This is a genomic window from Blautia sp. MSK.18.38 (genome assembly GCF_024460535.1).
GTDB classification, from domain to species: Bacteria; Bacillota; Clostridia; order Lachnospirales; family Lachnospiraceae; genus Blautia_A; species Blautia_A fusiformis.
Genome location: NZ_JANFYP010000017.1, coordinates 1 through 25,704, shown reverse-complemented (window position 1 = coordinate 25,704; position 25,704 = coordinate 1). Strand labels below are relative to the sequence as shown.

Below are 25,704 nucleotides of genomic sequence, written 5' to 3'. Positions count from 1 at the left end.
TATGTGCATACCATACAATACATTAGTCTGGTTTTGCAAGGCAGGGGAAGTAGTATTATGAAATCCTAGTAGATAAGAAAAATTTGGCATGGATATATTATGCAATTCGAAAATAAATGCAGATAAGTATATAATAGGAACCTAAATGATTTGAGTTCCTATTTTAGTTTCTTGAATAATATTTGAGTTCCTTGAATAAACTTAAATATAATGTTAGAATATGAAAAAAATGGAGGAACTAAAATGACAAACGAAGAATTAATTGAAAAATTAGAATTGATTCAGAAATTTAAGTGTGAAACTCCTACATTAGAGATAAAAAGTGCAGAACAAGGGTGCCCCAAACATTTGTATGATTCATTGTCTAGTTTTTCCAATCAGGATGATGGAGGAATTATTATTTTTGGTGTGGATGAAAAGCAAAATTTTAAAGAAGTGGGAGTATATGATCCGCAAGATATCCAGAAGAAAATAAATGAGCAATGTTTGCAGATGGAACCAGTTGTTAGACCACAGCTTACAGTTGCAGAAAAAAATGGAAAATATTTTGTTTCTGCTGAAATACCTGGTGCAGATATTTCAGATAGACCGGTTTTTTATCGTGGAAGGGGAAGAGTAAAGGGCTCGTTTATACGTGTAGGAGACAGTGACGAGCCTATGACAGAATATGAAGTATATAGTTATGAGGCTTATAGAAAAAAATATCAGGATGATATAAGGGTAATTGAGAGGGCTTCATTTGCTTCATTGGATCAGGTGCTATTAGCAGAATATATTGGATTATTGAAGAAAGGAAAAGCACGCTTGGCAGTTATACCAGACAATGAGATTTATGAGTTGATGAGTATAAAACGGAATGATGGGATTACATTAAGTTCTGTAATGAATTTTAGCCCATATCCCCAAGCTTATTTTCCTCAATTATGTATTATTGCAACAGTTATTCCAGGAAAAGAGATGGGAGAAATCGGTGAGCAAGGAGAGAGATTTTTAGATAATCAAAGAATAGAAGGAAATATATCGGACATGCTTGAGGGAGCAATGAAGTTTGTAAGTAGAAATATGCGAATGAAGACCATTATTAATCCTTTGACAGGAAAACGTGAGGATCGAACGGACTACCCAATTACAGCAATTAGAGAAGCAATATTAAATGCTTTAGTACACCGTGATTATAGTATTCATACAGAGGGCATGCCGATACAATTAATAATGTATGAGGATAGAATTGAAATCAAAAATCCAGGTGGATTGTATGGAAGAATACGAATTGATCAGTTGGGAAAAGTGCAACCAGATACCAGAAATCCAGTAATTGCCTCGGAATTAGAGGTGATGAAAATTACAGAAAATCGATATTCTGGAATTCCAACAATTCGCAGAACGATGCAGGAGTACAATTTACCACAACCTGAATTTTTAGATGAAAGAGGTTGTTTTATTGTAAAACTGTATAAATATGGAGAAGAAAAAAATATTCCTGAATCAGTAGAAAATAGGGAATTAATTCTTTTTTGTAAAACGCCGCGAACAAGAAAAGAAATATGTAATTATTTAGGTTTAAGTTCTGTTACTTATGCAATTCAAACGCATATAATGCCTTTAGTTGATAAAGGAATAATAAAAATGAGTATACCAGATAAACCTAAAAGTCCTAAGCAGCTGTTTTATACGGAGCTGTTTGATTGAAAAATATATAGAAATAATGTTGGTATTGGTGGCGGCAACGGATGTTATTCCACCGGCAGCCACACAACCGCTTTCGCACCAGCAGGGACATTCTGGCAGAAGAGGGTCTTTCCACCGTGGGCTGTGGCAATCTGTTCTACGACGTGGAGCCCCAGAATGTGCGGTGTATTATCGGGTGTTTCGTCAGAATGAAGAGTTGCGAGAACTTCCGGAGGATAGCCTTTTCCGTTATCTGTTACTGTCAGGCGGAAAAGATTCTCTGCTATTTCTATCTCTGTGTGAACAGAAATTTCCACAAGACCAGAAATTTCTATAAGATCAGTATTATGCCGGATGCTGTTATTCAGAAGATTTTCCAGCAGGCGACTGAGAAGGGCGCGGTCTGCGGAAAGTTGTGCGTGTTCAGCAGCATCGGACTGTACCAGAGAAATTTCGCAGTTTTCAGCCAGAGGGGTGTCATAAAACTGTGCGATCAGATTACGGAATAATGGACCGGCAGCAAAAGCTTCTTTTCTGAGAGGCTGTGCGCCGTATTCCAGCTTGCTGGTCAGGTTCAGATCATCAATCAGGCTGCGTAATTTTTCGCACTGGGTGCGGATATCGGCAGCTTTCTGACGGGCGGCATCAGGGAGCGCAACATCATGCTCCAGCTGTTCTCCACATCCAAGGATCAGGGCCAGAGGTGTGCGGATATCGTGACTGACACCTGCGATCCACTGTGTTCTTGTATTATCACGTCTTGTAAGCATTTCATTTCTTTTTTGCAGCTGCGCACTGGTCTGGTTTAATTTTTCAGCCAGTTCTCCGGTGAAGCCGTTCGTTGGCAGTTGTACTGTCTGTCCTTCTGCAAGGGAATCTAATCCCGTTGCCACAATTTTCAAGCGTTTTGTCCCGCGCCATCCAAGCCAGAGACAGAAGATCAGTCCCAAAAGCAGCAAGCTCAGAAACATCATAGGAACGTTATGGGCTATATCGCGTAGGACTTCCGGAGAATTATAAAGACTGTATTTCCAGAGACTTCCTTTTGGAAGACCGATCACAAACAGTCCATAACTTTCCTTCCAGCAGAATACGGGATAATCATCCAGGTACCAGCGGGCGAAACTTGCAATATCACCGGAAGTATAGTGGTGGTTTAATTTGTCAGGCAGCAGATAATTCCATTTCACATAACCATCAATTACCATAGCCCAGGAGTAACCATCCATCCACTCTTGAGGAGTATGAGCAGAACCAAAGCTAAGCCCGTTCTTGTTTTCCGCCATGGAATCAGCGATTTTGCTGGCGGTATATTCCTGTTGTGGCAGACGGCTACCTTCCCGCCAGCTGATCCAGACGATCATCCCGGTTCCAAGAAATAAAAACAGTAGAACAACAGCTATAGCAGTCAGTACATAGCGCCGGATCAGGCGGATAAAAGTTTTCATGTCAGACCTCCTTTGCCAGTTTGTAGCCAATGCCACGTACTGTGATGAGATAATGAGGCTGGCTGGGGTTTTCTTCCAGCTTCTGGCGCAGGTGTCGGATATGTACGCCAAGGCTGTTTTCATAGCCATAATAATCGGCGCCCCAGACAGCGGAGCAAAGCGCGTCGTAAGTTACAATATGGCCGCGGTTTTCTGTCAGTTTACGCAGCAGAGAAAGCTCCGTGGCGGTCAACGCAGTGCGGCTTCCGTCCGGTAAAAAAACAAGAGCATCATTGAGATTTACACTTCGGTCGCCAAGTTTCAGCGTTATCATTTGGGCGGAAGAGAGTTCTGTGCGGTAAGAACGCTGAAGAATATGCTGGACACGAAGGAGGAGCTCCTGTATCAGAAATGGTTTGGTAAGGTAATCGTCTGCACCCAGACCAAGTCCGAATAAACGGTCTGCGTCTGCATCACGGGCGGAAAGAAATAATGCCGGAGTATCAGCTTTAGCCCGCAAAGTTCGAAATAAGGAAAAGCCATCGCCGTCCGGCAGGTTGATATCCAGGATCATCAGCTGAGGCTGTTCATTCAGGAAAGCAGCTTTTGCGGTTGCACAATTTGTGGCAGTTTGGATATGCTGGTAGCCTGCGCCGGATAGCTGTTCACAGAGCAGATGGAGAAGGTCTTGGTTGTCATCTACGATTAAAATTTGAGTTTCATATATAGTGTTCATTGTTGTGGTCCTCGTCTTTCCTGGTGGAATAAAATGCAAGTTAAAGAAAAACTGCGTATTGGCAAGCGGATATACCAGGAGGAGTACAAAATCTTCCTGATAAGCTCAAAATGGTTGTCTGATAAGAACTACGTAGTGAATGTAGATTGAGAATATCCAGTCATGTTGCTTTAATATGTACTGGTTTTACTATAACATACTTTATGATTAATACTATCTATCCCACAAAAACTTAAGCCAAATTTAAGCTAAGCAACAACTGAGATTAAGGCAACAGATATAAACTAAATTCATTCCAAAAAACAAAAACAATCAAAAAACAGGAGTGAACATTATGAAATCTGTTATTGAAACTCACAATCTCTGTAAAAGTTACAATGGCCGAATAGTCGTAGACCATCTGAATCTCTCCGTTCCACAGGGCTGTGTGTATGGCTTTCTGGGACCGAACGGTGCAGGGAAATCTACCACTATGAAGATGCTTCTTGGTCTGGCGCATCCTACCAGTGGAAGCGTTCAGTTGCTTGGAAAAACCATGGATCAGGAAAATCGTATAACATTATTGAAACAGACAGGAAGCCTGATCGAGTCTCCATCCGGATATCTGCATCTCACAGCACGGGAAAATCTCTCTATTATTGCAGACCTGAAAGGAATCACCCACAAAGACATTGACCGGGTATTGGAAGTGGTTGATCTGACTTCTGATGCAAACCGGAAAGTCGGTCAGTATTCTCTTGGCATGAAACAGCGTCTTGGTATTGCAATGGCACTACTTGGAAAGCCAAAACTTCTGATCCTGGATGAACCAACCAACGGTCTTGATCCGGCAGGAATTCAGGAAATGCGAAGTCTGATTGCTTCCATGTCGGAGAGAACGGGAGCGACTGTCATGATCTCCAGTCATCTATTGGGGGAGATCGAGCAGATGGTCACACAGATCGGAATCTTAAATCATCATGGAAAAATGCTCTTTGAAGGCTCTCTGAAGGAACTTCAGAAGCACAGCCGGGGTGGTATTCTGCTTCGTGTTCTTGACGTCCAAAGAAGCATCACTATTTTGCAGAAGCAGGGAATCAAGGCAGTTACAGCAGAGCACCAGCCAGACGTTTTACAACTGCCACCTCTTTCTGACCAGGTTCTGGCAGCCCTTGTCAGCGTTCTGGCGCAAAGTGGCGCGGGAGTTGTGGGAGTAACTTCCCAGACAAAAAATCTGGAGGAAATTTTCCTCAGTCTGACGCAGGATCGTGGGGAGGTGGCGTGACATGACCAAAGCATTTCAGGTAGAACTTAAGAAAGCCCGCCACAGGCACGACCTTCTGCTTTGTCTGTTGGTGCCGGTGCTTATGATAATCTGGGTAGGCGGCCTGTCACCGTCCAGTCCGGAGGAACTGGCTAATGGATACAGCGCATTATTTTACAGCGTTCCTGTTATCAATACGATCATTTTGCCCGTCATGATGTCATTGCTGTCCAGCCGGTTGTGGGATATGGAGGTTAAGGGAAATACCACGAAACTGCTTTATACGCTGCAAAGCCGCAGAAATTTATTTATGGGGAAAGCATTGTTCGGAATCCTGGAGATTCTGTTGATAACAACTCTGGAAATGGGAAGCGTAGTTTTTCTTGGAAAAATCCATGGATATACGGAAGTATTTCCTGTAGACCAGTTTCTTTATATGACAGTGTGTATCCTGGCAGTGAACCTGATGCTTTTTTTCTTGGAATTTCTTCTTATATTAATATCTGGGAATCCGGTGCTGGCGCTTTGCGTTGGAATTGTGGGTGCATTGGTGGGACTGTTTTCTGCATTTATGCCGCAGATTGTTAGTTACTTTGTGCCGTGGGGATATTTTGTTCCGCTGGGGGCTTACGAAGTGGCAAACTGGGATAAAATTACTCATATGGTTACTTATGGTACACGGCCATTTAACTGGGGCCTGCTGATCTTTACCGTTGTGCTGGGAGCCGTGTTGTTTTATGTGGCATGGCGAAAAGTGCAGAAACAGGAGGTGTAGAAGATGTTAAAACGATGCATTGCAGCAGAAAACCGGAAACTTCACGCGTCCCCGATCTGGGCGATGTTTTTTCTCCTGCCGGTGATCTCTGCCGGATATGGAACTTTCAATTATTTGCAGAATCTGGAAATCCTCAAGGACGGATGGTACAGTCTGTGGACACAGCATACGTTGTTTTATTCCATGTTTTTCTTTCCAGCCATGGTTGCGGCCTATGCAGCATATCTGTGGCGGCTGGAACATCTTGGGCATAATTGGAATCTGATCATGGCAAGTCCGGTAAAGCCGCTGGACCTGTTCATAGCGAAATTTGCGGTGGTGGCAAAACTGGCTCTGCTTACACATATATTTGTATTTGTACTGTATGTATTTTGTGGAAAAATCTTCGCACATCTGTCAGGCTGGCCATCAATGAGACTGCCATTTTTTCTTCTGAGAGGAGCTGTGGGAGCGCTGGCTGTTATTGCTGCACAGTTGGTTCTTGCTATGATGATCCGAAGCTTCGCAGTGCCGATCTTTCTGGGATTGGTGGGAGGTGTTACCGGCATGTTTGCAGGATCGAAAGGTTTTGCACTGGCCTGGCCGTATTGTCTGATGCAGGCTGGGATGAATGCGAATAAAAAAGAGGATGTGCTAAGCGGCGGTTATGGACTGTTTGTTCTGAGCTGTGTTTTGTGGCTGATGGTGTTGTTTGTACTGGCCGGGTGGATCTTGAAGAAGAAGGATGTACGGGCGTGAGGATGTGCGTCAGGATTGCAAAAAGTCTCGAGATTATAAAAATTTCGGGGCTTTTTGTTTTTTCTGATGCACCGGCTATGCAACCATGTTACAATTATAGAAATCTGGGAAATTAACCGAACTAGGAAGGGTTACTGCTACAATTGTGAAGAAATATAAGCAATGGCTTAGGCGTACATATTTTTTATATAAACTGCGGAAAAGTTATTCGGTTATGAGCAAGCAGCGAATGCGGATGATTTTATCCGCTTATTGGAAAAATATGTTAAAAGAGTTATTAACAGATATAAAGAAAGCAGGTGAACCATGAACACAAAAGCAAAGAAAAATCCTGAAAGTGATCGGCATTATCATTCTTGCGATCGTGCTGATCCTGGCGGTGTACATTATCTATCTTTATGCCAGCTACCACCGCATCGAGGACAACCAGGAACTGCAGGTTGAGACAATTTCAGACAACACATCATTAGGTGATGCCATTACAACCGGGGAAAAATACTCCGCACTTACATATAATATCGGTTTTGGTGCCTACACCCCGGATTTCAGCTTCTTTATGGATGGCGAAAAATCCTCCTGGGCGAAAAGCAAGGACAGTGTAAAGGAAACGATCAAGGGTGCCGGTGGATAACGGAAAAGAACTGGTGATCTTTGAACTGCATATGTCTGCTTACGGAAACAGCGATGCTATCCGGGAAGGCCAGATCCGGATGCTCAGTGAAGATATGCAGAAAGAGTATGAGGCTGGGAATTATGTGATCTGCGGTGGGGATTTCAACCATGATCTGAAGGCTGCGGATACGCAATCTGCAGAATCGAAAGAATCAGATGAAGCCAACGAAAGCAGCGATACGCAGGCAGATACTGACGATTCAGAGGAAGCAGAACCTGAATCCTGGGCCTACCCATTTCCGCGGTCAGAACTCCCGGAGCATTTTTCCTTTTGTCTGGATCAGCTGTCCGAAGATGAAAAAAAAGATCTCTGGAACAGTGCCCGCAACGCAGATATGGAATATGTACCCGGTGAGACGTATACCGTGACGCTGGACGGATTTATTATTTCAGATAATGTGGAATGTACAAAATATGAAAATGTAAATACCGGATATTCCTATTCCGATCACGATCCTGTATACATGGAATTTTATCTGAAGAAATAAAAAATATTTTTTATGCAAAATAATATATGAGCCGGTGGCGAATGTAGATATTTTATCCGCATTTGTTGCCGGCTCATTGACTTTCCTGAAAAAAAGTCTTAAATTATATGAGAAAAATAATCAAATATTTCACATAAAGAATGGAGGCTTTTTAAAATGTCTGGAGCAGCGGAGGACAGTCATTTACAAAGTAACAGAAAATTACCGGTGATCAGAGGAGAACTGGCGCTGGTAATCGTGATCCTGATCAACAGCCTGGGAGTAGTGCTTATGCTTTATTCCGGGTCGGGCATTTCAGCGATATCAAGTGTGCCTTATGCTTTTTCGGAAGTATTTCCACATGTTACACTTGGAACCTGGACGTATATTTTTCAGGGACTTCTGATCTTATCACTGATGATCATGCGGAAAAAATTTGTGGTACCATATTTGTTCAGTTTTGTTGTGGGATTTGCATTCAGCGAGATGCTGGATCTCTATGAATCGGAGATCAATATACTGCCGACGGCAATGGGATTCAGAGTGCTTTATTTTGTGATCAGCTATCTTCTGATCTGTTTTGGAATTGCTCTTTCCAACCGGTGCGGTCTGCCGATCATCCCAACCGATCTGTTTCCGAGAGAACTTTCGGATATCACGAAATTCAAATATTCCCAAATTAAGGTCAGCTTTGATGTTACCTGTCTTGCAGTAACCGGACTTATGACAGGCATTATCTTTGGTCATCTGGACGGACTTGGGATCGGTACGATCCTTGCGGCTTTTACTATGGGAAAAGTGATCGGATTAATAGGGGATGAGCTGGATCGTCATGTGAGATTTGTATCTTTTCTGACAAAGAAAACAGCCTGATAAGCGGGATGCTTATGTTAATAGAAAAATAAAACCGAAAAAAAGTCTGAACTTCAGCTTACGTAAAAGAAACGTAAGATGGAATTCAGACTTTTTTTATATATAAGCATCTCATTATTGAGCGCAAATAAACACCCATTTCAGATATTTCAATGTTTTATGGCCCAAAATCCGCTGGATTTAGCTATATCCGCCCACAAAATTGCTCGAATTATATATTTTTTTGTGAAAATCACCAAAACCCTCTCGACTTTACACCACGTTAATGCTATACTTATACAGATGTTTAACGTTTTAAAGCAAAAAATAAAAGCGAAAATACAGGAAAGAAGATAGAAAATGAAGATCGTTGTATGTATGAAGCAGGTACCGGCAACTTCCAAGGTTGATATCGATCCGGAAACCGGTGCCATGAAACGTATGTCCGGTGAGACAAGGACTAATCCATATGATCTGTTTGCACTGGAAACAGCCCTTGCGATCCGGGAAAAAACAGGCGGAACTGTAACCGTTCTTACTATGGGACCGCCTCAGGCGGAAGAGATGATTCGGGATGCTTATACCATGGGTGCTGATGAGGGCGTGATCCTTTCAGACCGAAAATTTGCGGGAGCGGATGTTCTGGCAACCTCTTATGCGTTAGCACAGGGAATCCAGGTGATCGGCGGTGCAGATCTGATCATCTGCGGAAGACAGACCACAGATGGTGACACAGCCCAGGTTGGACCGGCCATTGCAGAGCATCTGACCATCCCACATGCTGCATGGGTAGCTGAGATCATGGACGTCAATGAAAAAAGCATTCAGGTCCGTCAGGATCTTGTCAGTGTTTCCCAGGTTTCCGAGATTCCGTATCCATGTCTTTTAACCATTGACAAGGATACCTGCGTGCCACGTCTGCCATCCTATTTATTAAAGAAGGCAACTGCAGACCGTCCGGTACGGATCCTAAGCTTTGAAGATATGCCGGATCAGGATCTGAGCCGTTACGGACTGATCGGTTCCCCCACCTCTGTGGAAAAAATGTTTGCGCCGGAGGAAAGCGAAAAACAGGTTTATCTGGAAGGAACTGCAAAGGAAAAGGCAGACAAGCTTGTTGCTCTCCTGACCGGAAAGAAGATCATATAGGGGGAAGCGGAACATGGAATTTTTAAAATTTGATATAAACAAATGCGTACTCTGCGGAGTATGCGTGGAGAAATGTCCTTTTGGGGCCCTCACCATAGAGGGAAATGGAATTGTTGTAGGCGATGCCTGTCGTATGTGTGGGCTTTGCGTTCGTAACTGCCCGGAGAAAGCTATCCGGTTTGAGCAGAAGGCGAAATCCTTTGACAAGGATAAATGGAAAAACTTTCTTATCTATGTGGAGCAGGAGAGAGGAGAAATCCATCCGGTTACCTTTGAGCTGATCGGGGAAGCGAGAAAGATGGCGGTCAAAGTCGGTTATCAGGTTAACTGTGTGATCGTCGGAGGAAAAGGAACAAAAGAAAATGCGGAAAAGCTTCTTCCATATGGCGTAGACAATGTGTACGTATATGAGCATGAAGGCTTCGAAGGCTTCCGCGCAGATTGTTACACAGATGCAGTTGCAGACTGTATCGCAGCAAACAAGCCAAGCTCTGTGCTGATCGGAGCTACTGCGCTGGGACGTTCCCTTGCGCCGAGGCTTTCAACCAGATTCCATACGGGACTGACTGCAGACTGCACAACTCTGGATATCCGTTCCAACACCGATATGATCCAGATCAGACCGGCTTTCGGCGGAAATATCATGGCTCAGATCGGCATCACCAAATCACGGCCACAGTTTGCCACGGTCCGTTATAAGGTTATGGACAAGGCAGAAAAAGTAAAAAATCCGCATGGTCAGGTGGTCGTATGTCCGGTAAACGAAAAAATGGCAGATTCCAGGATCAAGATTCTGTCATCCAGGGTCATTGATAAGGTAAAGAGCCTTGAGGAAGAGGATGTTCTGGTAGTAGCAGGCCGTGGTGTCCGGAATGAAAAGGATGTGGAAATGTGCCGGGAGCTGGCAGATGCCCTTGGCGGACAGCTTGCCTTCACCCGTCCTATGGTAGAAAACGGATTCGGAGATGTTGCACATCAGATCGGACTTTCCGGAAGAACTGTCCGTCCGAAGCTGATCATCACCTGCGGCGTATCCGGTGCCATCCAGTTTACCTCCTGCATGACAGGATCTGACTGTATCGTGGCGATCAACAATGATCCGGAGGCACAGATCTTTAATGTTGCAGATTACTGCATCGTGGATGATCTGTATCAGGTTGTACCGGAGCTGACAGAGCTGATAAAGAATCGGAAGGAGGATTAAGTCATGGCATATCCCTATAAAAAAATGGCTTCAGAAGATTTTGACTACATCCGTTCTGTGACTGCTTCAGATCGTGTATGGGTCGGCGATGAGATCGCAAAAGAATATTATCGTGATGAGATGCCGGAGTACGGAGTTTTTCCTCCGGAGCTTTATGTGGAGGTTTTAAATAAAGAAGAGATCTCAGCCATCATGGCTTACGCATATAAAGAAAATATCCCGGTGGTATGCCGTGGCGCAGGAACCGGACTTGCAGGCGGAGCAACCTGCAAATATGGTGGAATCATGCTTTCTGTGATGCGCATGAACAAGATCTTTCCGATTGACAGAAAGAACCAGACCATCACAGCGGAGCCGGGAGCACTTCTCATCGATATCCAGGCGGCAGCAGCGGCAGGAGGACTTTTTTATCCGCCGGACCCGGGCGAAAAAACAGCTTCCATCGGCGGCAATGTTATCACAAATGCCGGTGGCATGAAAGCGGTACGATATGGACTGACCAGGGATTTCGTCCGTTGTATCGAGGCAGTTATGCCGGATGGTTCCATCATGAATTTTTCATCCAACGTTGTGAAGAACACAACGGGATATGATGTAAAAGATCTGGTGATCGGCTCGGAGGGAACCTTATGTATTCTGACTCAGGTAACGCTGAAGCTTCTTCCCGCACCGACCTGCACCTGTACCCTTGTAATGCCGTTCAGGAGTCTTGAGGAATGTGCAGACATGGTCCCGAAGGTTCTGGAGCTGCCGTTTGTGCCAACAGCCATCGAGTTTCTGGAAAGAGAACTGATCGATATCGTAGAACGCAATCTGAACAAAATGTTCCCAGTAAAACAGGGAGAAGCAGTGCTGATCGTTATGTATGATGCTTCCAGTAAGCAGGAGCTGGACAGCGCAGTGGAGGCAGCAGCGGAAGCAGCTCTGGCAAACGGAGCCCTGGACTGCTGTATCGCAGGCACACCGGAGCGTGCCGGAGCCGTATGGAGTGTCAGAGGCGGGATCCTGGAAGGAATGAAAGCAGATTCTGTCGCACAGGAGGAGTGTGACGTAGTTGTTCCGCGTGCAAGGATCGCAGAGTATGTAAAAGCAGCCAAAAAGATCGCAAGTGCACATGGCATCCGTGTAGAGCCCTGCGGACATTGCGGAGACGGAAATATCCATACAGAGATGCTCCGTGGACCGGAAATGAGTGACCAGGAGTGGAAGGAAGCCACTCACGCAAGTCTGGTAGAGCTGTATGCACTGTCCAAGGAACTGGGCGGACAGCTTTCCGGTGAGCATGGCATCGGAAACGGACGTCTGGAATTTCTGGAAGAATTTGCGGGACCGAGAATGATCGCTCTTTATAAAGCCATCAAGCTGGCTTTCGATGATAAACTGATCCTGAATCCGGGAAAAGTCATCGAATATAATAAATAAAAAATGGGGGAAAGAGAGATGAGTCAGAATAAATCATTACAAAGTAAAATGCCTCTGGCTATGGGACTTGCGTTCGTCGCATTTACCACACAGTTCGGAGGCGGATTCGCATCAGGAGCGCAGATCTATCAGTACTTTATCAACTACGGTATCTGGTGTCTGATCCTGCCGGCAGTGACACAGGGATTGTATGCACTGTTTTTCTGGTATGGAATGCGCTATGCTTATAAACACAAAACCTACGATTACAGAAGCTTTTCCGACAGTCTTTACGGAAAAACGAAACCGGTTATGTCCAATCTCTATGAGATCTGTTACCTGATCATGATCGGAACTGCATCAGCAGCAGCCTTTGCAACCGGCGGTTCCACACTGCAGACACTGTTCGGGATCCCATACTGGCTCTGTACACTGATCATTGCAGCATTTATCTTTGTGATCGCACTTTTCGGAACCAATGTTGTAAGAAAATGTGCTTCTACCTTAAGTGTGCTGATCATCATCGGTCTTGTACTGGTACTTGTTCCGAATATCATTGCACAGTGGGGAGATATCACAGCTTCCATCCATACTATGTCCTCCGGAGAAATGACTGTACTTTCCTCCGAGAGCGGAGCCTTTGGACCGGCGCTCTATTCAGCAGTCCTTTATTTCTTCTTCCAGCTGGCATCTGTTTCTGTTATGTACCAGCACATGGAGGATGTAACGGACGAAAAACAGATCAACAAAGCAGCGATCTGGATGTTTGTATGCAATTTCTGTGCAATGGAGCTTTCCATCCTCGGACTTCTTGCCATTGCATATGTAAATGAACTGGCATCTGCATCGGTACCGATGCTGGTACTGGTCCAGAACGGTGTAGGCGCCGGTATCCTGACACCGATCATTTCTCTGCTGATCATCCTTGGAGCTATTTCCACAGCAGTAAATATGATCTCCGGTATCGTAACACGTTGCGTAAACGCAGTAGAACGCCGTATGGACAGCCCGGAGAAAAAATCTCAGGGACATCTTGGAAGAAATGCAGTTTTTACAGCGATCTTCACATTTCTGGCATTTGCCATCGCACAGTTTGGTCTGATGACAGTTGTCAAAAAAGGTTACGCATACCTTGGATATGCGGCATTTATCACATTGTTTGTACCGTTTGTAGTACATGCCATTGCTACAAAAGGAAAAGAGATCTGAAGAATAAAAAGCTGAACAGAAAATCCCCCGTTGATCCGTCTGGCAGGATCATCAGGGGACTTTGTCAAAGCTCACAAAAATATTATAAATATTTTATTAAATATTCCAGATAGACAACATATATTTTTTCTGATATTATTACGTACAGTTATTAAATAGTTACGAATCAGAAGGATTGTTACTGAAATATTTATTTATCGTCAGGCAAGACCTTATAGTAGTATAGGAATAGGTTTTCTATATACTGTAATGGTCTTTTTTTATTTGTCTGGCAGCGGGGGAACAGGAATATGGTTATCCATAAGATTTTGAATAATAATCTGATACTGTCCAGGGATGGACAGGGACATGAAGTTATTGTAAAGGGCTGCGGAATTGCCTTTCAGAAAAAGAAAGGACAGCAGGTGGAGGAGTCCAGGATCGAGAAGATCTTTACTGCGGAAAATGCCCAGATCAGCAAGGAGATACAGGGTTATCTGACTGCTATTCCGGAAAAATATTTGGATTTTGTGGAAGCTTTTGTAAATGAAGTGAAGGAAAAAGAGGGGATGAAATTAAATGACAGTATTTATTTTTCCCTTAGCGACCATATCATGGGTGCGATCTCTAGACTTGAAAACGGGATCCGCCTTCAGAATATGCTGCTTCTGGATATCAAGCAGCTTTATCATAAGGAATATGAGATCGGCTTGGAATTACTGAAAAAGGTAAATGAGATGTTCGAGGTAGATCTTTCTGCAGATGAAGCAGGATTTTTTGCATTGCATTTTGTGAATGCGGAAGATGGCGGCAAGACGGACAGCTATCAGATTTCCATTATCGTACATCAGATCCTGGACATCGTGGAGAAGTATTATGACAATATGGAATTTCAGGAGGATAATCTGTATTATCAGCGGTTTCTCACGCATCTGAAATATTTTGCCCAGAGATTCCTTCATAAAGAGCTTCACTATGATGAGAATCAGGAGCTTTTCAAGATCATCAAGGAGCAGTATAGAGAAGCTTACGGCTGTGTAAAAATGATCTATCTTATGATGGAAGAGGAATATAAATACGCTATGACTGAGGACGAAATGCTGTATCTGACGATTCATATCCAGAAGATCACAGAAGACCATAAACGTCTGAAAAATCTGTGAAAAGAGATTGTTTTATAAATTAGGTGTTAATGGATTGTTACTGAAATACGTGCCATGTGCGTATCTTTTCAGGCAAGACCTTTAATATAAATTTCAATATTTATTATTAAAGGAGGTCCCCAAATGAAAAAGGACTATGCAAAAACTGCAGACACACTGATTGCAGCGCTGGGCGGAAAAGATAATATCACCCGTCTGTTCCACTGCATGACAAGGCTTCGTTTCTATGTGAAAGACAGATCGAAGATCAACGAGAAAGAGATCTTAAAGCTTTCTGAGATCTCCGGCGTTAACTGGCATGAAGACCAGTTCCAGGTTATCGCAGGAAACGAAGTAAACGCTGTTTACAAGGCATTGGAAGACAAAGGCGTTCCTACCGATGATGCACCGGCAGCGAACTCTGACAGCTCAAAGAGTGTTGTTTCAAAAGTTATCGATGCCATCACCGGATGTATGACCCCGATGATCCCTGCCCTGACTGCAGCCGGTATGATCAAAGTTGTACTTACCCTGCTGACAACTTTTCATCTGGTATCAGAAACAAGCAGTACCTACCAGGTGATCAGTTTTATCGGAGATGTTACTTTCTACTTCATGCCGTTCCTGATCGCAGCAAATGCTGCCAAGGTTTTCCGCGTGAACCAGTCACTGGCGCTGTTTATTGCCGGTGTTTACTTAAGCCCTACCTTTGTAACTATGGTAGCTGGTGATGCGGCCATCACACTGTTTGGTCTGCCGATCACAAAAGCAACTTATTCTTATTCCGTTATTCCGGTTATCCTGATGGTATGGATCACACATTATATTGAGATTCTGGTTGATAAGATCACACCGAAAATGGTAAAACTGATCCTGAACCCGACACTGGTAATTCTGATCAGTGCACCGATCGCCCTGATCGTAGTTGGACCGATCGGAACAATTATTGGTAACGGACTTGCGGTAGCCATCAACTTCCTGTCCGTAAAACTTGGTTTCATTATTGTAGGTATCCTTGCAGCAACCTTCCCGTTCATCGTTATGACCGGTATGCACCATGCGCTGACACCGATCGGACTGAATGCCATTGCAACCGGTGGTACCGATACACTGATCTTTGTATCTCAGGTATGCTCTAACCTTGCACAGTCCGGAGCTTCTCTTGCAGTAGCTGTAAGATCCAAGGACAGCAACATGAAACAGCTGGCAAGTGCAGCCGGTGTTTCCGCTCTTATGGGTATCACAGAGCCTGCTCTGTATGGTGTTACACTGAAACTGAAAAGACCGGTTGTAGCAGCTTCTATCGCAGCCGGAATCGGTGGTATCGTAGGAGGACTTCTTCAGGTTTCTCTTTACATTGCACAGAATTGTATCATGGCGATCCCGGCGTTTATCGGCGAGAAGGGATTAATCAATCTGATTTATGGAATCATTATGATCGTGGTATCTTTTGTAGCTGCTTTTGTTCTTACGCTTATCTTCGGATTTGAGGATGTAAAGGCTGAGACAGAGGATGAAGTGCAGAACACAGATACAGAAAAACAGCCGGCACAGCAGAACGCTCCGCTTGTAGATAAGATCGAGCTTTGTGCACCGGTAGCAGGAACTGTAAAAGCACTTTCCGATGTTCCGGATAAAACTTTTGCTGATAAGGTTTTAGGTGACGGAGCAGCAATCGTTCCATCAGAAGGAAAGGTTTATGCACCGGCAGATGGTACGGTGGCAAATATCATGGACAGCAAACATGGAATCATGTTTGTGACAGAAAGTGGAGCAGAAATTCTGATCCACATCGGACTTGACACTGTAAATTTAAATGGTAAATATTTTAAATCCCATGTTTCTGATGGAGATAAGGTAAAAAAAGGAAAGCTTCTTGTGGAATTCGATATGGATGCCATTAAGAAAGAAGGATATGATCTGATCACACCGGTTGTTGTGACCAATATTTCTGATTATATCAAAGCAGTATGCATGGAAAAAGAAGATGCAGCTGTAAATGCAGGAGATAAATTCCTGACTATTGTATAAGAATAACAACGAAACATCAGGCGGAGATAACAGATCCGCCTGATATTTGTAAAAAGGAGAAAATTAAAATATGAAAAATTATAACCGTATGCCGGAAAACTTTCTCTGGGGCGGAGCAACCGCTGCAAACCAGTATGAAGGCGGTTGGGATGAGGATGGCAGAGGCCCGTCCATTGCAGATATCCTGACAGGAGGAAGTGTGGATAAGGAACGTCGTCTTACACCGCCGGCACCGTTACCGGAAGAATTTTATCCCAATCACCAGGCGACTGATTTTTATCATCACTGGAAAGAGGATATTGCTCTTTTTGCAGAGATGGGATTTAAGGTATATCGTTTTTCTATTTCTTGGTCCAGAGTGTTCCCAAATGGGGATGAGGAAACTCCAAATGAGGAAGGCCTTAAGTTCTACGACAATGTGATCGACGAACTGAGAAAATATAACATTGAGCCGCTGATAACGATCTCTCATTATGAGAATCCCCTTCATCTTTCTCTGGAGTATGGCGGATGGAAAAGCCGTAAGATGATCGATTTCTATCTTCGATTTGCAAAGGTTTTATTTGAGAGATATAAAGGTAAGGTAAAATACTGGTTGACTTTTAATGAGATCAATATGCTGACGCAGGACTTTGGTGCGGTATTCTGTGCAGGAATGCTGGACCCGAAGGATGTATGTGAGCAGAGCCGTTATCAGGCAATGCATCACCAGCTGGTAGCAAGTGCACTTGCAGTTTCCATGGCTCATGAGATCGATCCGGAGTTTATGCTTGGCTGTATGCTTGCTTATCACAATGGTTATCCATATACCTGCCATCCGGATGATATCTTATATGCACAGCAGTTTGGGCAGATCCACAATTCCATTGCCGGTGATGTTCATGTAAGAGGATATTATCCGGGATTTGCAGCGAGATACTTTGAGGAGCACGGAATCCAGCTGGAGGTTCTTCAGGAGGATAAAGAGATCCTCAAGAAGGGTACGGTGGACTTTTTCACCATCAGCTATTATTCCAGCAGCTGTGTCAGCGTGACAAAGGACGGAGAGACAACGGCCGGAAATGGAAGTGACAATCTGAAAAATCCATATCTGAAAGCTTCCGACTGGGGCTGGCAAATCGATGCAACCGGTCTTCGCTATGTTCTGAACCAGATCTATGACCGCTATCAGATTCCGATCATGATCGTGGAAAATGGTCTTGGGGCCGTGGATCAGCTGACAGAGGATGGAAAGATTCACGACGATTACCGTATTGAATATATGCGCCGCCATATAGAGCAGATGAAGGAAGCAATCCATGACGGAGTAGATCTGATCGGCTACACCTGTTGGGGCTGTACAGATCTTGTCAGTGCCTCCACCGGAGAATTCAAGAAGCGTTATGGTCTTATCTATGTAAATAAAAATGATGACGGGACCGGAGACTTTTCCAGAATCCGCAAAGATTCTTTTTACTGGTACAAAAAAGTGATTGAATCCTGCGGGGAAGAGCTTTAACTGAATCAACTGCGAAACAGTTATCTGGTGTAGAATTATGTAGCGAATGCGGCTGCTTTTATCCGGTTGACGACAAAATCCTGGAGTATGACAATATACTCCGGGATTTTTTTGGAAGGTTGACTTTTACATGGTAAAGTGTAATACTTATTACAAGCGACGAATGTGAGGAGTGGTTTTTATGCCGGATGAAAAAGTACTGCAGGTGGCAATACTTATATGGGGATGTGCATTTTGCGCCATAGCAGCATTATGTATATTTCTGAGCAGTAATTATAACAGGGAAAAGCGGCGGTATCTTGTCCTGATGGAGAGTTTTGCTTCCCTGTTATTGCTGATGGATGCCCTGGGGCATATTTTCAGCGGATATCCCGGAGTTCCGGGCAGTGTGATGGTCCGTATTTCGAGTTTTCTCGTATTTCTTTTAAGTGACGTAGTCCTGGTGTGTTTTCATATTTATATGTGTGTTTATCTGTTTTCGAAAAAAGAGCGGAGAACATTAAAAAGAGTAAAAGCCGGATATGTTATTGCTGCCGTGGAGGCTGCTTTTGTGGTGCTCTCACAGTTTACTCACTGGTATTATTACATAGATGGGGATAATTGTTATCATCGGGCACCGTTATATATTATGTCAATCCTTCTTTCGGCAGCAAGCTTGCTCATTGATCTTACGCTTCTGCTCCAATACAAAAAGAGAGTCAGCCGGAAGCTTCGGTTCTCTATGCTGTCATGCGTTGTACTTCTGGCAGTGGCGGCAGTTGTGCAGGTATTCTGGTATGGAATATCGCTGATCGATTTTTCTGTTGGTATTTCCATGATCATTATGTTTATCGTGACGATGACGGAGCTGAATCAGGAAATGTATCAGCTGATAAGCAGAGAGGGCAAGATAAAGGAAAGACTTGAGATCGCAACGATACTGAATAAATGTATTGCGGAGCTGATATCAGGAGAAGATGAAGATGCGGCGATTTCCAATCTGCTGCGTATTATCAGCGGGTATTTTGATGGAGATCGCAGTTATATTGTTCAGATCGATGAAAAGAGGAATGTCTGTACAAATACCTATGAGTATGCCATGAACGGAGTGACTGCTGAGAAGGATAATCTTCAGGAGGTTCCCATGGAAATGCTGGATATCTGGATGGACAGCTTTCGGAAAAATGGCCTGTATTATATTCCGGATATTGAGGAGGAGCAGGGGCAGCCGTATTATGAGACTCTGAAGATGCAGGACATTACCAGGCTGCTGGCCGTTCCTTTAAACAGTGACGGAAAGATCATAGGATTTCTCGGGGTAGATAATCCGAGGCTGCATTATGAGGATCATACGCTGCTGTCGTCCATACAGTACTTTTTAACGGACAGCCTGAAAGCCAAGGAGCGAAAGGCGCGTCTGCAGTACATGAGCTATCGTGATATGCTGACGACCTTGTATAACAGGAACAGGTATATTCAGGTTCTGGAAGGCATGCAGGCAAAAACAGTGATAAAAACAGGAGTAGCATATATTGATATCAATGGTCTGAAACGGGTGAATGATCTTTACGGACATGAGGCTGGAGACAGGCTGATCATAAATACAGCGCGTTCCATGCTTGCGATTCTGCCGGAAAATGCTTACCGGGTAGGTGGCGATGAATTTGTACTCATCTGTTTTGACATGGATGAGAAGATTTTTCGGAGTAAGGTCAGGGATATCTGTGACAGCATTGCTGCTAAAAAGATCAGTGTTTCTGTTGGCGTTGTCTGGGAGGAAAGCTCTTCGGAGCTTGAGACAATGCTGAGAAGAGCGGATGATCTTATGTATGCGGAAAAAAAGAAATATTATGAAAAGCATGGAACGATGTGAAGGTATGCAGCAGAGTGTAAGAGGAGGTCAGAAGAAAATTCTGATAATGCTGTGCCCGGTATTTTTATACCGGGCATTTCGTTTGTGCTAAAAGAAACGCCGGAATAAAAATATCGGACGAAATTTTGAAAGATTTTCTGTAACGTTTTTGAGATCAGTGCGTCTTATAAGTGAGAAGGGAGGAAAGAGAAAAACCGATGAACATAGAGGAACTTTACCGGACATATTTTGACATTGTATATCGGTATATCCGTTCTGTCTCACGTGATGGAGCGCTGGCTGAGGAAGTGACCCAGGAGACGTTTTTTAAAGCGCTGAAAAAAGCAGATCAGTTCCGCGGAGACTGTGATGTGCGGGTGTGGCTCTGCCAGATCGCAAAGAATACGTTGTACGATCATTTGAAAAAGCAGAAAAAGCAGCTTCCCGGAGAGGAGCAGCCGGAAATAGCAGAAAGCCATGGCGGAGAAATTTTTGAGGAAAAGCTGGCACAGCGGAGTCAGGCTATGGAGATCCACAAAGTTTTGCATGGCCTTTCGGAACCGTATAAAGAAGTTTTTTCCCTGCGGACATTCGGAGAGCTGAACTTCCATGAGATTGGAATGCTTTTTGGAAAAAGTGAAAACTGGGCGCGGGTGACTTATTATCGTGCAAGAGTAAAGATCAGAGAGGAGCTGGAACATGAAGATCACATGTGATGTAATACAGGATCTGATGCCGTCTTATATAGATGGGATCTTAAGCGAAGACAGCAAGGCGCTGGTGGAAGAACATATGGGTACCTGTCAGGAATGCAGAAAAATGTTGGAGATCATGAAAGAAGAGCAGGGAAAAGAGCAGGCCCGGATAAGATCATCTGTAGCTTCTGTAGCAGGATGTGGAACTGGTGGGACGGAAAATACTGAAAGTAATGCAAATACCGGAAGCGTAGCCGCACTGAAAAAAATCCGGAGAAAATTAATAATACGCAGAGTGCTGACAGCAGCAGTGGCAGTTATCCTGACACTCATCGCTGCGGCAGCAGGCTACAATCACTGGTATTTCAACGAAAAATACATGACCCTGGAAAATAGCGGAATGTACGTAAAAAATAATAGATTGTATTCTTCCAATAATCTCATCAACCGAATGAAAGTACAGTACACGGAAGATGGAAAAACAGAGTTCGTCTACGCCATTGACGCGCCATATGCAGGAACTCTGGAACTGAAAGGCGATGACATGCTGCTTCAGGATTTTTCCAAAAAGACAGAGGAAGTATCACCGGAAGATGATAGCATCCCGGAAACGGTAACAGAGGTTTATTATATGAGTGAGGAGGCCGGAAAGAAGAGTCTGGAATTAACAGAGCTGGAAGCAAAGGGAGATCTGGATGCAGCGGAGAAAATTGTGGATGAGATGAAACAGGAATCGAAGCTGATATGGTCGGAACAAGAGGATAGAAATACCGCATCGTCTATGTTAAAATAAAACCTGGACAGTACAGTGAAAAAGTTCTATAAAAATTCTGTGCTGTAGGCAAAAAAAAAGACAGCAGTGAATTTACGTATTTACTGCCGAAGAACAGGGGGACATAAGATGTTATTTGTATGCTATCCAAAATGCAGTACCTGCAAAAAGGCTCAGAAATGGCTGGATGAGAGTGGCGCAGAATATACTTTGCGTGATATTAAGACGGACAATCCAACTGCAGAGGAACTGAAAGCCTGGTGGGAAAAAAGCGGTCTTCCGCTGAAGCGTTTCTTCAATACCAGTGGAAATATTTATAAAGAGATGAAACTGAAAGATAAACTTCCGGAGATGAGTGAGGAAGAGCAGCTTGCGCTTCTTGCAACAGACGGGATGCTTGTGAAACGACCAATCCTTGTTGGGAAAGACAAGGTGCTGGTGGGCGCTAAAGAAAAAGAATGGGAAGAGTATCTGAAATCATGAAAAAGAAACTGAATTATGCGGATATCGTTAAGGAAACCGTGATTCTCACCGTAGCAGTGGCGATCATCGCAGCAGCGGTATATTTTTTCCTGGTGCCAAGCCATACGTCGGTCAGCAGTATTTCCGGTCTTGGAATCGTGCTTTCCAACTTTGTGCCGCTGCAGCTGTCGGCGATTACCATGATCCTGAATGTGGTATTGCTGATCATTGGATTTTTTACCTGTGGAAGAGAGTTTGGAGTTAAGACGGTTTATACCAGTGTAATGCTGCCGTTGTTTCTGGGATTGTTTGAGATCATTTTTCCAAATTTCGGTTCCATGACAGATAGCCAGGAACTGGATGTTCTGTGTTATATTCTGGTAGTGAGTGTGGGACTTAGCATTCTTTTTAACCGGAATGCATCCTCAGGCGGACTGGATATCGTGGCGAAGATCATGAATAAGTATCTCCACATGGAACTTGGAAAAGCCATGTCTCTTTCCGGTATGTGCGTGGCACTTTCCGCGGCGCTTGTGTATGATAAAAAGACGGTGGTCTTAAGTATTCTGGGAACGTATTTTAACGGAATCGTTCTGGATCATTTTATTTTTGACAATAATATCAAGCGGCGTGTCTGCATCATCACGAAAAAGGAAGAGGAGCTGAGGCAGTTTATCATTCATGACCTGCACAGCGGAGCCACGATCTATGAGGCCATCGGAGCCTACAACATGGAAAAACGCCGTGAGATCATCACCATCGTAGATAAAGGTGAATATCAGAAGCTGATGAAGTTTATAAACCAGGAGGACCCGAAAGCGTTTATTACGGTTTATAATGTATCGAATATGCGGTATCAGCCGAAGAAATAAGAATATTTTGCTGGAATAAAAAAACTCCCGGGACAAAACTCCCGGGAATTTTTTTGCCATATTTTACAGGAAAATATATTTCAGGATAAACAGCACTGCCAGTACATACATCAGAGCGCTGATCTTCTTTTCTTTTGCCTTACCTGTGATCAGGTTGATGGCTACGTATGTGATAATTCCCATGGAGATACCTTCGGAAATGCTGTAGAAGAACGGCATTGCGATGATACATACATAACATGGGATCGCCTCGGACATATCGCTGAAATCAATGCTGATAACATTGCTGAGCATGTACAGACCGACGATCACCAGAGCCGGAGCTGTGGCAAAGGACGGGATTGCCAGGAAGATCGGAGACAGGAACAGGGACAGGCCAAATAAGATGGCAGTTGTCACTGCGGTAAGTCCGGTTCTTCCGCCTTCGGATACACCGGAAGCACTTTCTACGAAGGTAGTGGTTGTGGATGTACCAAGAACTGCACCGGCAGTTGTTGCAACTGCATCTGCAAGAAGTGCGCCCTTGATGTTAGGAAGCTTGCCATTTTCATCCAGCATGCCTGCTTTAGAAGAGACACCAACGAGAGTTCCAAGAGTATCAAAAAGATCTACAAATAAAAATGCAAACAGGATAACAAGGAAATCCAGTGAGAAAACTCCGTCAAACTGCAGCTTCGCAAAGATCGGAGCAAGACTCGGGATAGAGAGTCCGTTGCTGAAATCCGGGAGCAGGCTGTAGAAGCCGATCTCCGGGTTCGGAACATAAAGTCCGGCGAACTGACAGATGATTCCAAGTCCCCATGTGATCAGGATACCCCAGAGGATGTTTCCCTTTACATTCTTAACAACCAGGATTCCAGTTACGATGATACCGATCAGAGCCAGGATAACGGTGATCCCAACGTTGTTGAAGGAAGCCTCCACACCCTTGGCTGCGTTGTAGCCATCTACAGAGAAAAGCTGCAGCAGAGTGGAGCCGCCGATCACGATATTGGCATTCTGTAATCCTACAAATGCGATGAAAAGACCGATACCAACGCTGACTGCGGATTTCAGGTTCAGAGGGATCGCATTGAAGATCGCTTCACGTACATTGGTAAGTGAAAGAACGATAAATACGATACCTTCTGCAAAAACTGCGGTCAGTGCATACTGCCAGCTGTATCCCATACCGATAACAACTGTATAGGCAAAGTATGCGTTCAGACCCATTCCGGGTGCCAGTGCGAACGGGTAGTTGGCGAAGATCGCCATCAGCAACGTTCCCAGGAAGGCTGCCAGTGCGGTAGCTGTGAATACAGCTCCGGAATCCATGCCGGTTGCGGACAGGATGTTCGGGTTAACTGCCAGGATATAGGCCATTGTCATGAAGGTGGTGATACCTGCCAGAACCTCTGTTTTGGCGTCCGTTTTATTTGCGGACAGCTTGAAGATTTTTTCTAACATATTTCTTTCCCTTTCTTAAATATGTTTTTGGACAACATGTCTATTTTATCATATAAAAATTTCGTATGCAATCGTTAGTGCTTAACAGATATTGTTATGTAAGGTAATTTTTTGCAAAATACTTTTACAAGCAGGTAATTTGTGTGTAAAATACAGAAAAGAGAGTATTCGATTTACAGACGGGTTTATTTTGCAATGAAAGGGGGATGGATAATGTCTGAGAAAAAACTGCGGAATATTACAGATGTGCTCTGCTTTTTGATGATCCTTGGGTACGTGATGTATCTTGTGGCCACCTGGGGAAATCTGCCGGAGAGGGTGCCGATCCATTTTAATGCGCATGGGATCCCGGACCGGTATGGAAAGAAGGGCAGCCTTCTTCTGGAGCCGATTTTGGGGCTGCTGATCCTGGCACTTCTGATGTTCTGTCAGAGATTTCCACAGTGGTGGAACTATCCAGTTGAGGTGACAGAGGAAAACAGAGAGCATATCTTTGAGATTGCGTCAAAAATGATGTCTGTGATCAAGCTGTTATCCATTGGAGTATGTCTTTATGCCGGGATCAGCGGGAATCTGGGAACGGCACCTATGTGGCCGGTGTGGATACTGATCACAGGGATTTTCGTGACATTGATCCTGGGGATCCGGGGGATATATAAGGCTGGTAAAGAAACTGGCATGGATGAGGATGATAAATCGTGAAGCGGTTGCGTTTGTGATCATGCAGAAGAGTGGAAGGGAAATGTTCGATTTATTGTACTGAATATGGATGGAACCAGCGAAAGCGGATCGCGAATATCCGCTTGGCGAAATTATAATAAAAACAGGAAAGGAATCTCAGGAGCATATGGCAGATACAAGAACAGATGAGCTTTACAGAGCGCTTCAGGATAAGGGCTATCCCGATGAGCTGTGCCGGGAAATCGCCTATAAACATATGAATACCGATTACACAGCTACACGGATGCTGGGGTATTTATACAGGGTGACAAGTCCCAGAGTGGAGGATGTGATCGATGAGATGCTGGCGATCTTAAGTGACAGGGAAGCCATCGTCCGGAAGAAAGAGCTGGAGCACGCCCAGGCTACGATCAACAGCGTGTATCGGGAGGGTTTGTAACGGAAATCCCGGAGCTTTGCCAGTGCTGGCGGATCAGAAGCTTCATCCTTTAAGGAAAATCAGGAGATCATGGCTCTGGAGCATCATCTCCTTCCGCAGAAATTCATCATTGATAACTACATCAATATGAACGCACACTTTAATTTTATCCGTTTCTTTTAAACAGTATTGTTATTACGGTAGTGATTACTCTGATCGTAATTTATGCAAGTAATTGAAGATGGACAAAATAGTAATTGTATTAACTGATAAACCATAGTATAATACAAATATGAACACAACATATAAATCAAACAACAATGTCGTCTATTCCTG

At 44.1% G+C, this 25,704-nt stretch carries 22 protein-coding genes and 1 pseudogene; 20 read left to right on the top strand and 3 right to left on the bottom strand.

Features of this window, described 5'->3' with window-relative positions; translation table 11 throughout:
- The first annotated feature begins 243 nt into the window (after window positions 1–243).
- A complete protein-coding gene (locus tag NE638_RS11445; protein WP_118608966.1) occupies window positions 244–1,689 on the top strand; it encodes an ATP-binding protein in 1,446 nt (481 codons plus the stop codon).
- Between the two features lie 44 nt (window positions 1,690–1,733).
- Here NE638_RS11445 and NE638_RS11440 read toward each other — a convergent pair whose 3' ends face one another.
- Window positions 1,734–3,116, bottom strand: coding sequence for a sensor histidine kinase (locus tag NE638_RS11440; protein WP_173746214.1), 1,383 nt, complete (start codon window positions 3,114–3,116; stop codon window positions 1,734–1,736).
- A gap of 1 nt (window position 3,117) precedes the next feature.
- Window positions 3,118–3,831 (bottom strand): response regulator transcription factor, encoded by a 714-nt coding sequence (locus NE638_RS11435; protein WP_118608968.1) that lies wholly within the window; start codon window positions 3,829–3,831, stop codon window positions 3,118–3,120.
- A 334-nt stretch (window positions 3,832–4,165) separates the two neighbouring features.
- On the opposite strand from NE638_RS11435, the gene NE638_RS11430 reads away from it, so the two are divergent.
- The 17 genes and pseudogenes from NE638_RS11430 to NE638_RS11350 all read left to right on the top strand — a co-directional run bounded on the left by NE638_RS11430 (window position 4,166) and on the right by NE638_RS11350 (window position 22,823).
- Complete coding sequence (locus NE638_RS11430) at window positions 4,166–5,095, top strand: ABC transporter ATP-binding protein (protein WP_118608969.1); 930 nt, start codon at window positions 4,166–4,168, stop codon at window positions 5,093–5,095.
- A gap of 1 nt (window position 5,096) precedes the next feature.
- Window positions 5,097–5,849, top strand: coding sequence for an ABC transporter permease (locus tag NE638_RS11425; RefSeq protein ID WP_118608970.1), 753 nt, complete (start codon window positions 5,097–5,099; stop codon window positions 5,847–5,849).
- A gap of 3 nt (window positions 5,850–5,852) precedes the next feature.
- Entirely contained in the window at window positions 5,853–6,587 is a 735-nt protein-coding gene (locus NE638_RS11420) for an ABC transporter permease (protein WP_118608971.1), read from the top strand.
- 328 nt (window positions 6,588–6,915) lie between these two features.
- A pseudogene (locus tag NE638_RS11415) lies at window positions 6,916–7,747 on the top strand (hypothetical protein).
- Between the two features lie 156 nt (window positions 7,748–7,903).
- Entirely contained in the window at window positions 7,904–8,599 is a 696-nt protein-coding gene (locus NE638_RS11410; protein WP_118608972.1) for a DUF6198 family protein, read from the top strand.
- Between the two features lie 339 nt (window positions 8,600–8,938).
- The gene (locus NE638_RS11405) at window positions 8,939–9,727 is read left to right on the top strand and encodes an electron transfer flavoprotein subunit beta/FixA family protein (protein ID WP_021976223.1); all 789 of its coding nucleotides are present in this window, start codon (window positions 8,939–8,941) and stop codon (window positions 9,725–9,727) included.
- Window positions 9,728–9,740: 13 nt separating this feature from the next.
- On the top strand, window positions 9,741–10,931 hold the full coding sequence (locus tag NE638_RS11400; RefSeq protein ID WP_092072303.1) for an electron transfer flavoprotein subunit alpha: 1,191 nt from the start codon (window positions 9,741–9,743) through the stop codon (window positions 10,929–10,931).
- 3 nt (window positions 10,932–10,934) lie between these two features.
- The gene (locus NE638_RS11395; RefSeq protein WP_173746213.1) at window positions 10,935–12,353 is read left to right on the top strand and encodes an FAD-binding oxidoreductase; all 1,419 of its coding nucleotides are present in this window, start codon (window positions 10,935–10,937) and stop codon (window positions 12,351–12,353) included.
- A gap of 18 nt (window positions 12,354–12,371) precedes the next feature.
- Window positions 12,372–13,541 carry a YkvI family membrane protein gene (locus NE638_RS11390; protein WP_173746212.1) on the top strand — a complete coding sequence of 390 codons (1,170 nt, stop codon included), beginning with the start codon at window positions 12,372–12,374 and terminating at the stop codon, window positions 13,539–13,541.
- 290 nt (window positions 13,542–13,831) lie between these two features.
- A complete protein-coding gene (gene licT, locus NE638_RS11385) occupies window positions 13,832–14,683 on the top strand; it encodes a BglG family transcription antiterminator LicT (protein ID WP_059086637.1) in 852 nt (283 codons plus the stop codon).
- Window positions 14,684–14,806: 123 nt separating this feature from the next.
- Window positions 14,807–16,693 (top strand): beta-glucoside-specific PTS transporter subunit IIABC, encoded by a 1,887-nt coding sequence (locus tag NE638_RS11380; protein WP_021650624.1) that lies wholly within the window; start codon window positions 14,807–14,809, stop codon window positions 16,691–16,693.
- 70 nt (window positions 16,694–16,763) lie between these two features.
- Entirely contained in the window at window positions 16,764–18,191 is a 1,428-nt protein-coding gene (locus NE638_RS11375) for a glycoside hydrolase family 1 protein (protein ID WP_173746211.1), read from the top strand.
- Window positions 18,192–18,372: 181 nt separating this feature from the next.
- Entirely contained in the window at window positions 18,373–20,043 is a 1,671-nt protein-coding gene (locus tag NE638_RS11370) for a sensor domain-containing diguanylate cyclase (protein ID WP_173746210.1), read from the top strand.
- A 197-nt stretch (window positions 20,044–20,240) separates the two neighbouring features.
- The gene (locus NE638_RS11365; protein WP_173746209.1) at window positions 20,241–20,738 is read left to right on the top strand and encodes an RNA polymerase sigma factor; all 498 of its coding nucleotides are present in this window, start codon (window positions 20,241–20,243) and stop codon (window positions 20,736–20,738) included.
- Window positions 20,722–21,510 (top strand): zf-HC2 domain-containing protein, encoded by a 789-nt coding sequence (locus NE638_RS11360; protein ID WP_173746208.1) that lies wholly within the window; start codon window positions 20,722–20,724, stop codon window positions 21,508–21,510. The genes NE638_RS11365 and NE638_RS11360 overlap by 17 nt, the downstream gene beginning before the upstream one ends.
- A 108-nt stretch (window positions 21,511–21,618) precedes the next feature.
- Entirely contained in the window at window positions 21,619–21,972 is a 354-nt protein-coding gene (locus NE638_RS11355) for an arsenate reductase family protein (RefSeq protein WP_015526336.1), read from the top strand.
- Window positions 21,969–22,823, top strand: a complete 855-nt coding sequence (locus NE638_RS11350) for a YitT family protein (protein WP_015526335.1) — start codon at window positions 21,969–21,971, stop codon at window positions 22,821–22,823. Before NE638_RS11355 ends, NE638_RS11350 begins: the two co-directional genes overlap by 4 nt.
- Window positions 22,824–22,886: 63 nt before the next feature.
- On the opposite strand, the gene NE638_RS11345 is transcribed toward NE638_RS11350, so the two are convergent.
- Window positions 22,887–24,269, bottom strand: coding sequence for an NCS2 family permease (locus tag NE638_RS11345; protein WP_015526334.1), 1,383 nt, complete (start codon window positions 24,267–24,269; stop codon window positions 22,887–22,889).
- Between the two features lie 213 nt (window positions 24,270–24,482).
- On the opposite strand from NE638_RS11345, the gene NE638_RS11340 reads away from it, so the two are divergent.
- Window positions 24,483–24,971 (top strand): DUF1648 domain-containing protein, encoded by a 489-nt coding sequence (locus NE638_RS11340; RefSeq protein WP_173740140.1) that lies wholly within the window; start codon window positions 24,483–24,485, stop codon window positions 24,969–24,971.
- Window positions 24,972–25,116: 145 nt separating this feature from the next.
- A complete protein-coding gene (locus NE638_RS11335) occupies window positions 25,117–25,389 on the top strand; it encodes a hypothetical protein (protein ID WP_059086966.1) in 273 nt (90 codons plus the stop codon).
- Window positions 25,390–25,704 lie beyond the last annotated feature (315 nt).

Excerpts from the sequence above, each read along its gene's own strand:
- NE638_RS11445 (WP_118608966.1), top strand. The coding sequence starts at position 244 with ATGACAAACGAAGAATTAATTGAAAAATTAGAATTGATTCAGAAATTT.
- NE638_RS11440 (WP_173746214.1), bottom strand. The coding sequence starts at position 3,116 with ATGAAAACTTTTATCCGCCTGATCCGGCGCTATGTACTGACTGCTATA.
- NE638_RS11435 (WP_118608968.1), bottom strand. The coding sequence starts at position 3,831 with ATGAACACTATATATGAAACTCAAATTTTAATCGTAGATGACAACCAA.
- NE638_RS11430 (WP_118608969.1), top strand. The coding sequence starts at position 4,166 with ATGAAATCTGTTATTGAAACTCACAATCTCTGTAAAAGTTACAATGGC.
- NE638_RS11425 (WP_118608970.1), top strand. The coding sequence starts at position 5,097 with ATGACCAAAGCATTTCAGGTAGAACTTAAGAAAGCCCGCCACAGGCAC.
- NE638_RS11420 (WP_118608971.1), top strand. The coding sequence starts at position 5,853 with ATGTTAAAACGATGCATTGCAGCAGAAAACCGGAAACTTCACGCGTCC.
- NE638_RS11410 (WP_118608972.1), top strand. The coding sequence starts at position 7,904 with ATGTCTGGAGCAGCGGAGGACAGTCATTTACAAAGTAACAGAAAATTA.
- NE638_RS11405 (WP_021976223.1), top strand. The coding sequence starts at position 8,939 with ATGAAGATCGTTGTATGTATGAAGCAGGTACCGGCAACTTCCAAGGTT.
- NE638_RS11400 (WP_092072303.1), top strand. The coding sequence starts at position 9,741 with ATGGAATTTTTAAAATTTGATATAAACAAATGCGTACTCTGCGGAGTA.
- NE638_RS11395 (WP_173746213.1), top strand. The coding sequence starts at position 10,935 with ATGGCATATCCCTATAAAAAAATGGCTTCAGAAGATTTTGACTACATC.
- NE638_RS11390 (WP_173746212.1), top strand. The coding sequence starts at position 12,372 with ATGAGTCAGAATAAATCATTACAAAGTAAAATGCCTCTGGCTATGGGA.
- licT (WP_059086637.1), top strand. The coding sequence starts at position 13,832 with ATGGTTATCCATAAGATTTTGAATAATAATCTGATACTGTCCAGGGAT.
- NE638_RS11380 (WP_021650624.1), top strand. The coding sequence starts at position 14,807 with ATGAAAAAGGACTATGCAAAAACTGCAGACACACTGATTGCAGCGCTG.
- NE638_RS11375 (WP_173746211.1), top strand. The coding sequence starts at position 16,764 with ATGAAAAATTATAACCGTATGCCGGAAAACTTTCTCTGGGGCGGAGCA.
- NE638_RS11370 (WP_173746210.1), top strand. The coding sequence starts at position 18,373 with ATGCCGGATGAAAAAGTACTGCAGGTGGCAATACTTATATGGGGATGT.
- NE638_RS11365 (WP_173746209.1), top strand. The coding sequence starts at position 20,241 with ATGAACATAGAGGAACTTTACCGGACATATTTTGACATTGTATATCGG.
- NE638_RS11360 (WP_173746208.1), top strand. The coding sequence starts at position 20,722 with ATGAAGATCACATGTGATGTAATACAGGATCTGATGCCGTCTTATATA.
- NE638_RS11355 (WP_015526336.1), top strand. The coding sequence starts at position 21,619 with ATGTTATTTGTATGCTATCCAAAATGCAGTACCTGCAAAAAGGCTCAG.
- NE638_RS11350 (WP_015526335.1), top strand. The coding sequence starts at position 21,969 with ATGAAAAAGAAACTGAATTATGCGGATATCGTTAAGGAAACCGTGATT.
- NE638_RS11345 (WP_015526334.1), bottom strand. The coding sequence starts at position 24,269 with ATGTTAGAAAAAATCTTCAAGCTGTCCGCAAATAAAACGGACGCCAAA.
- NE638_RS11340 (WP_173740140.1), top strand. The coding sequence starts at position 24,483 with ATGTCTGAGAAAAAACTGCGGAATATTACAGATGTGCTCTGCTTTTTG.
- NE638_RS11335 (WP_059086966.1), top strand. The coding sequence starts at position 25,117 with ATGGCAGATACAAGAACAGATGAGCTTTACAGAGCGCTTCAGGATAAG.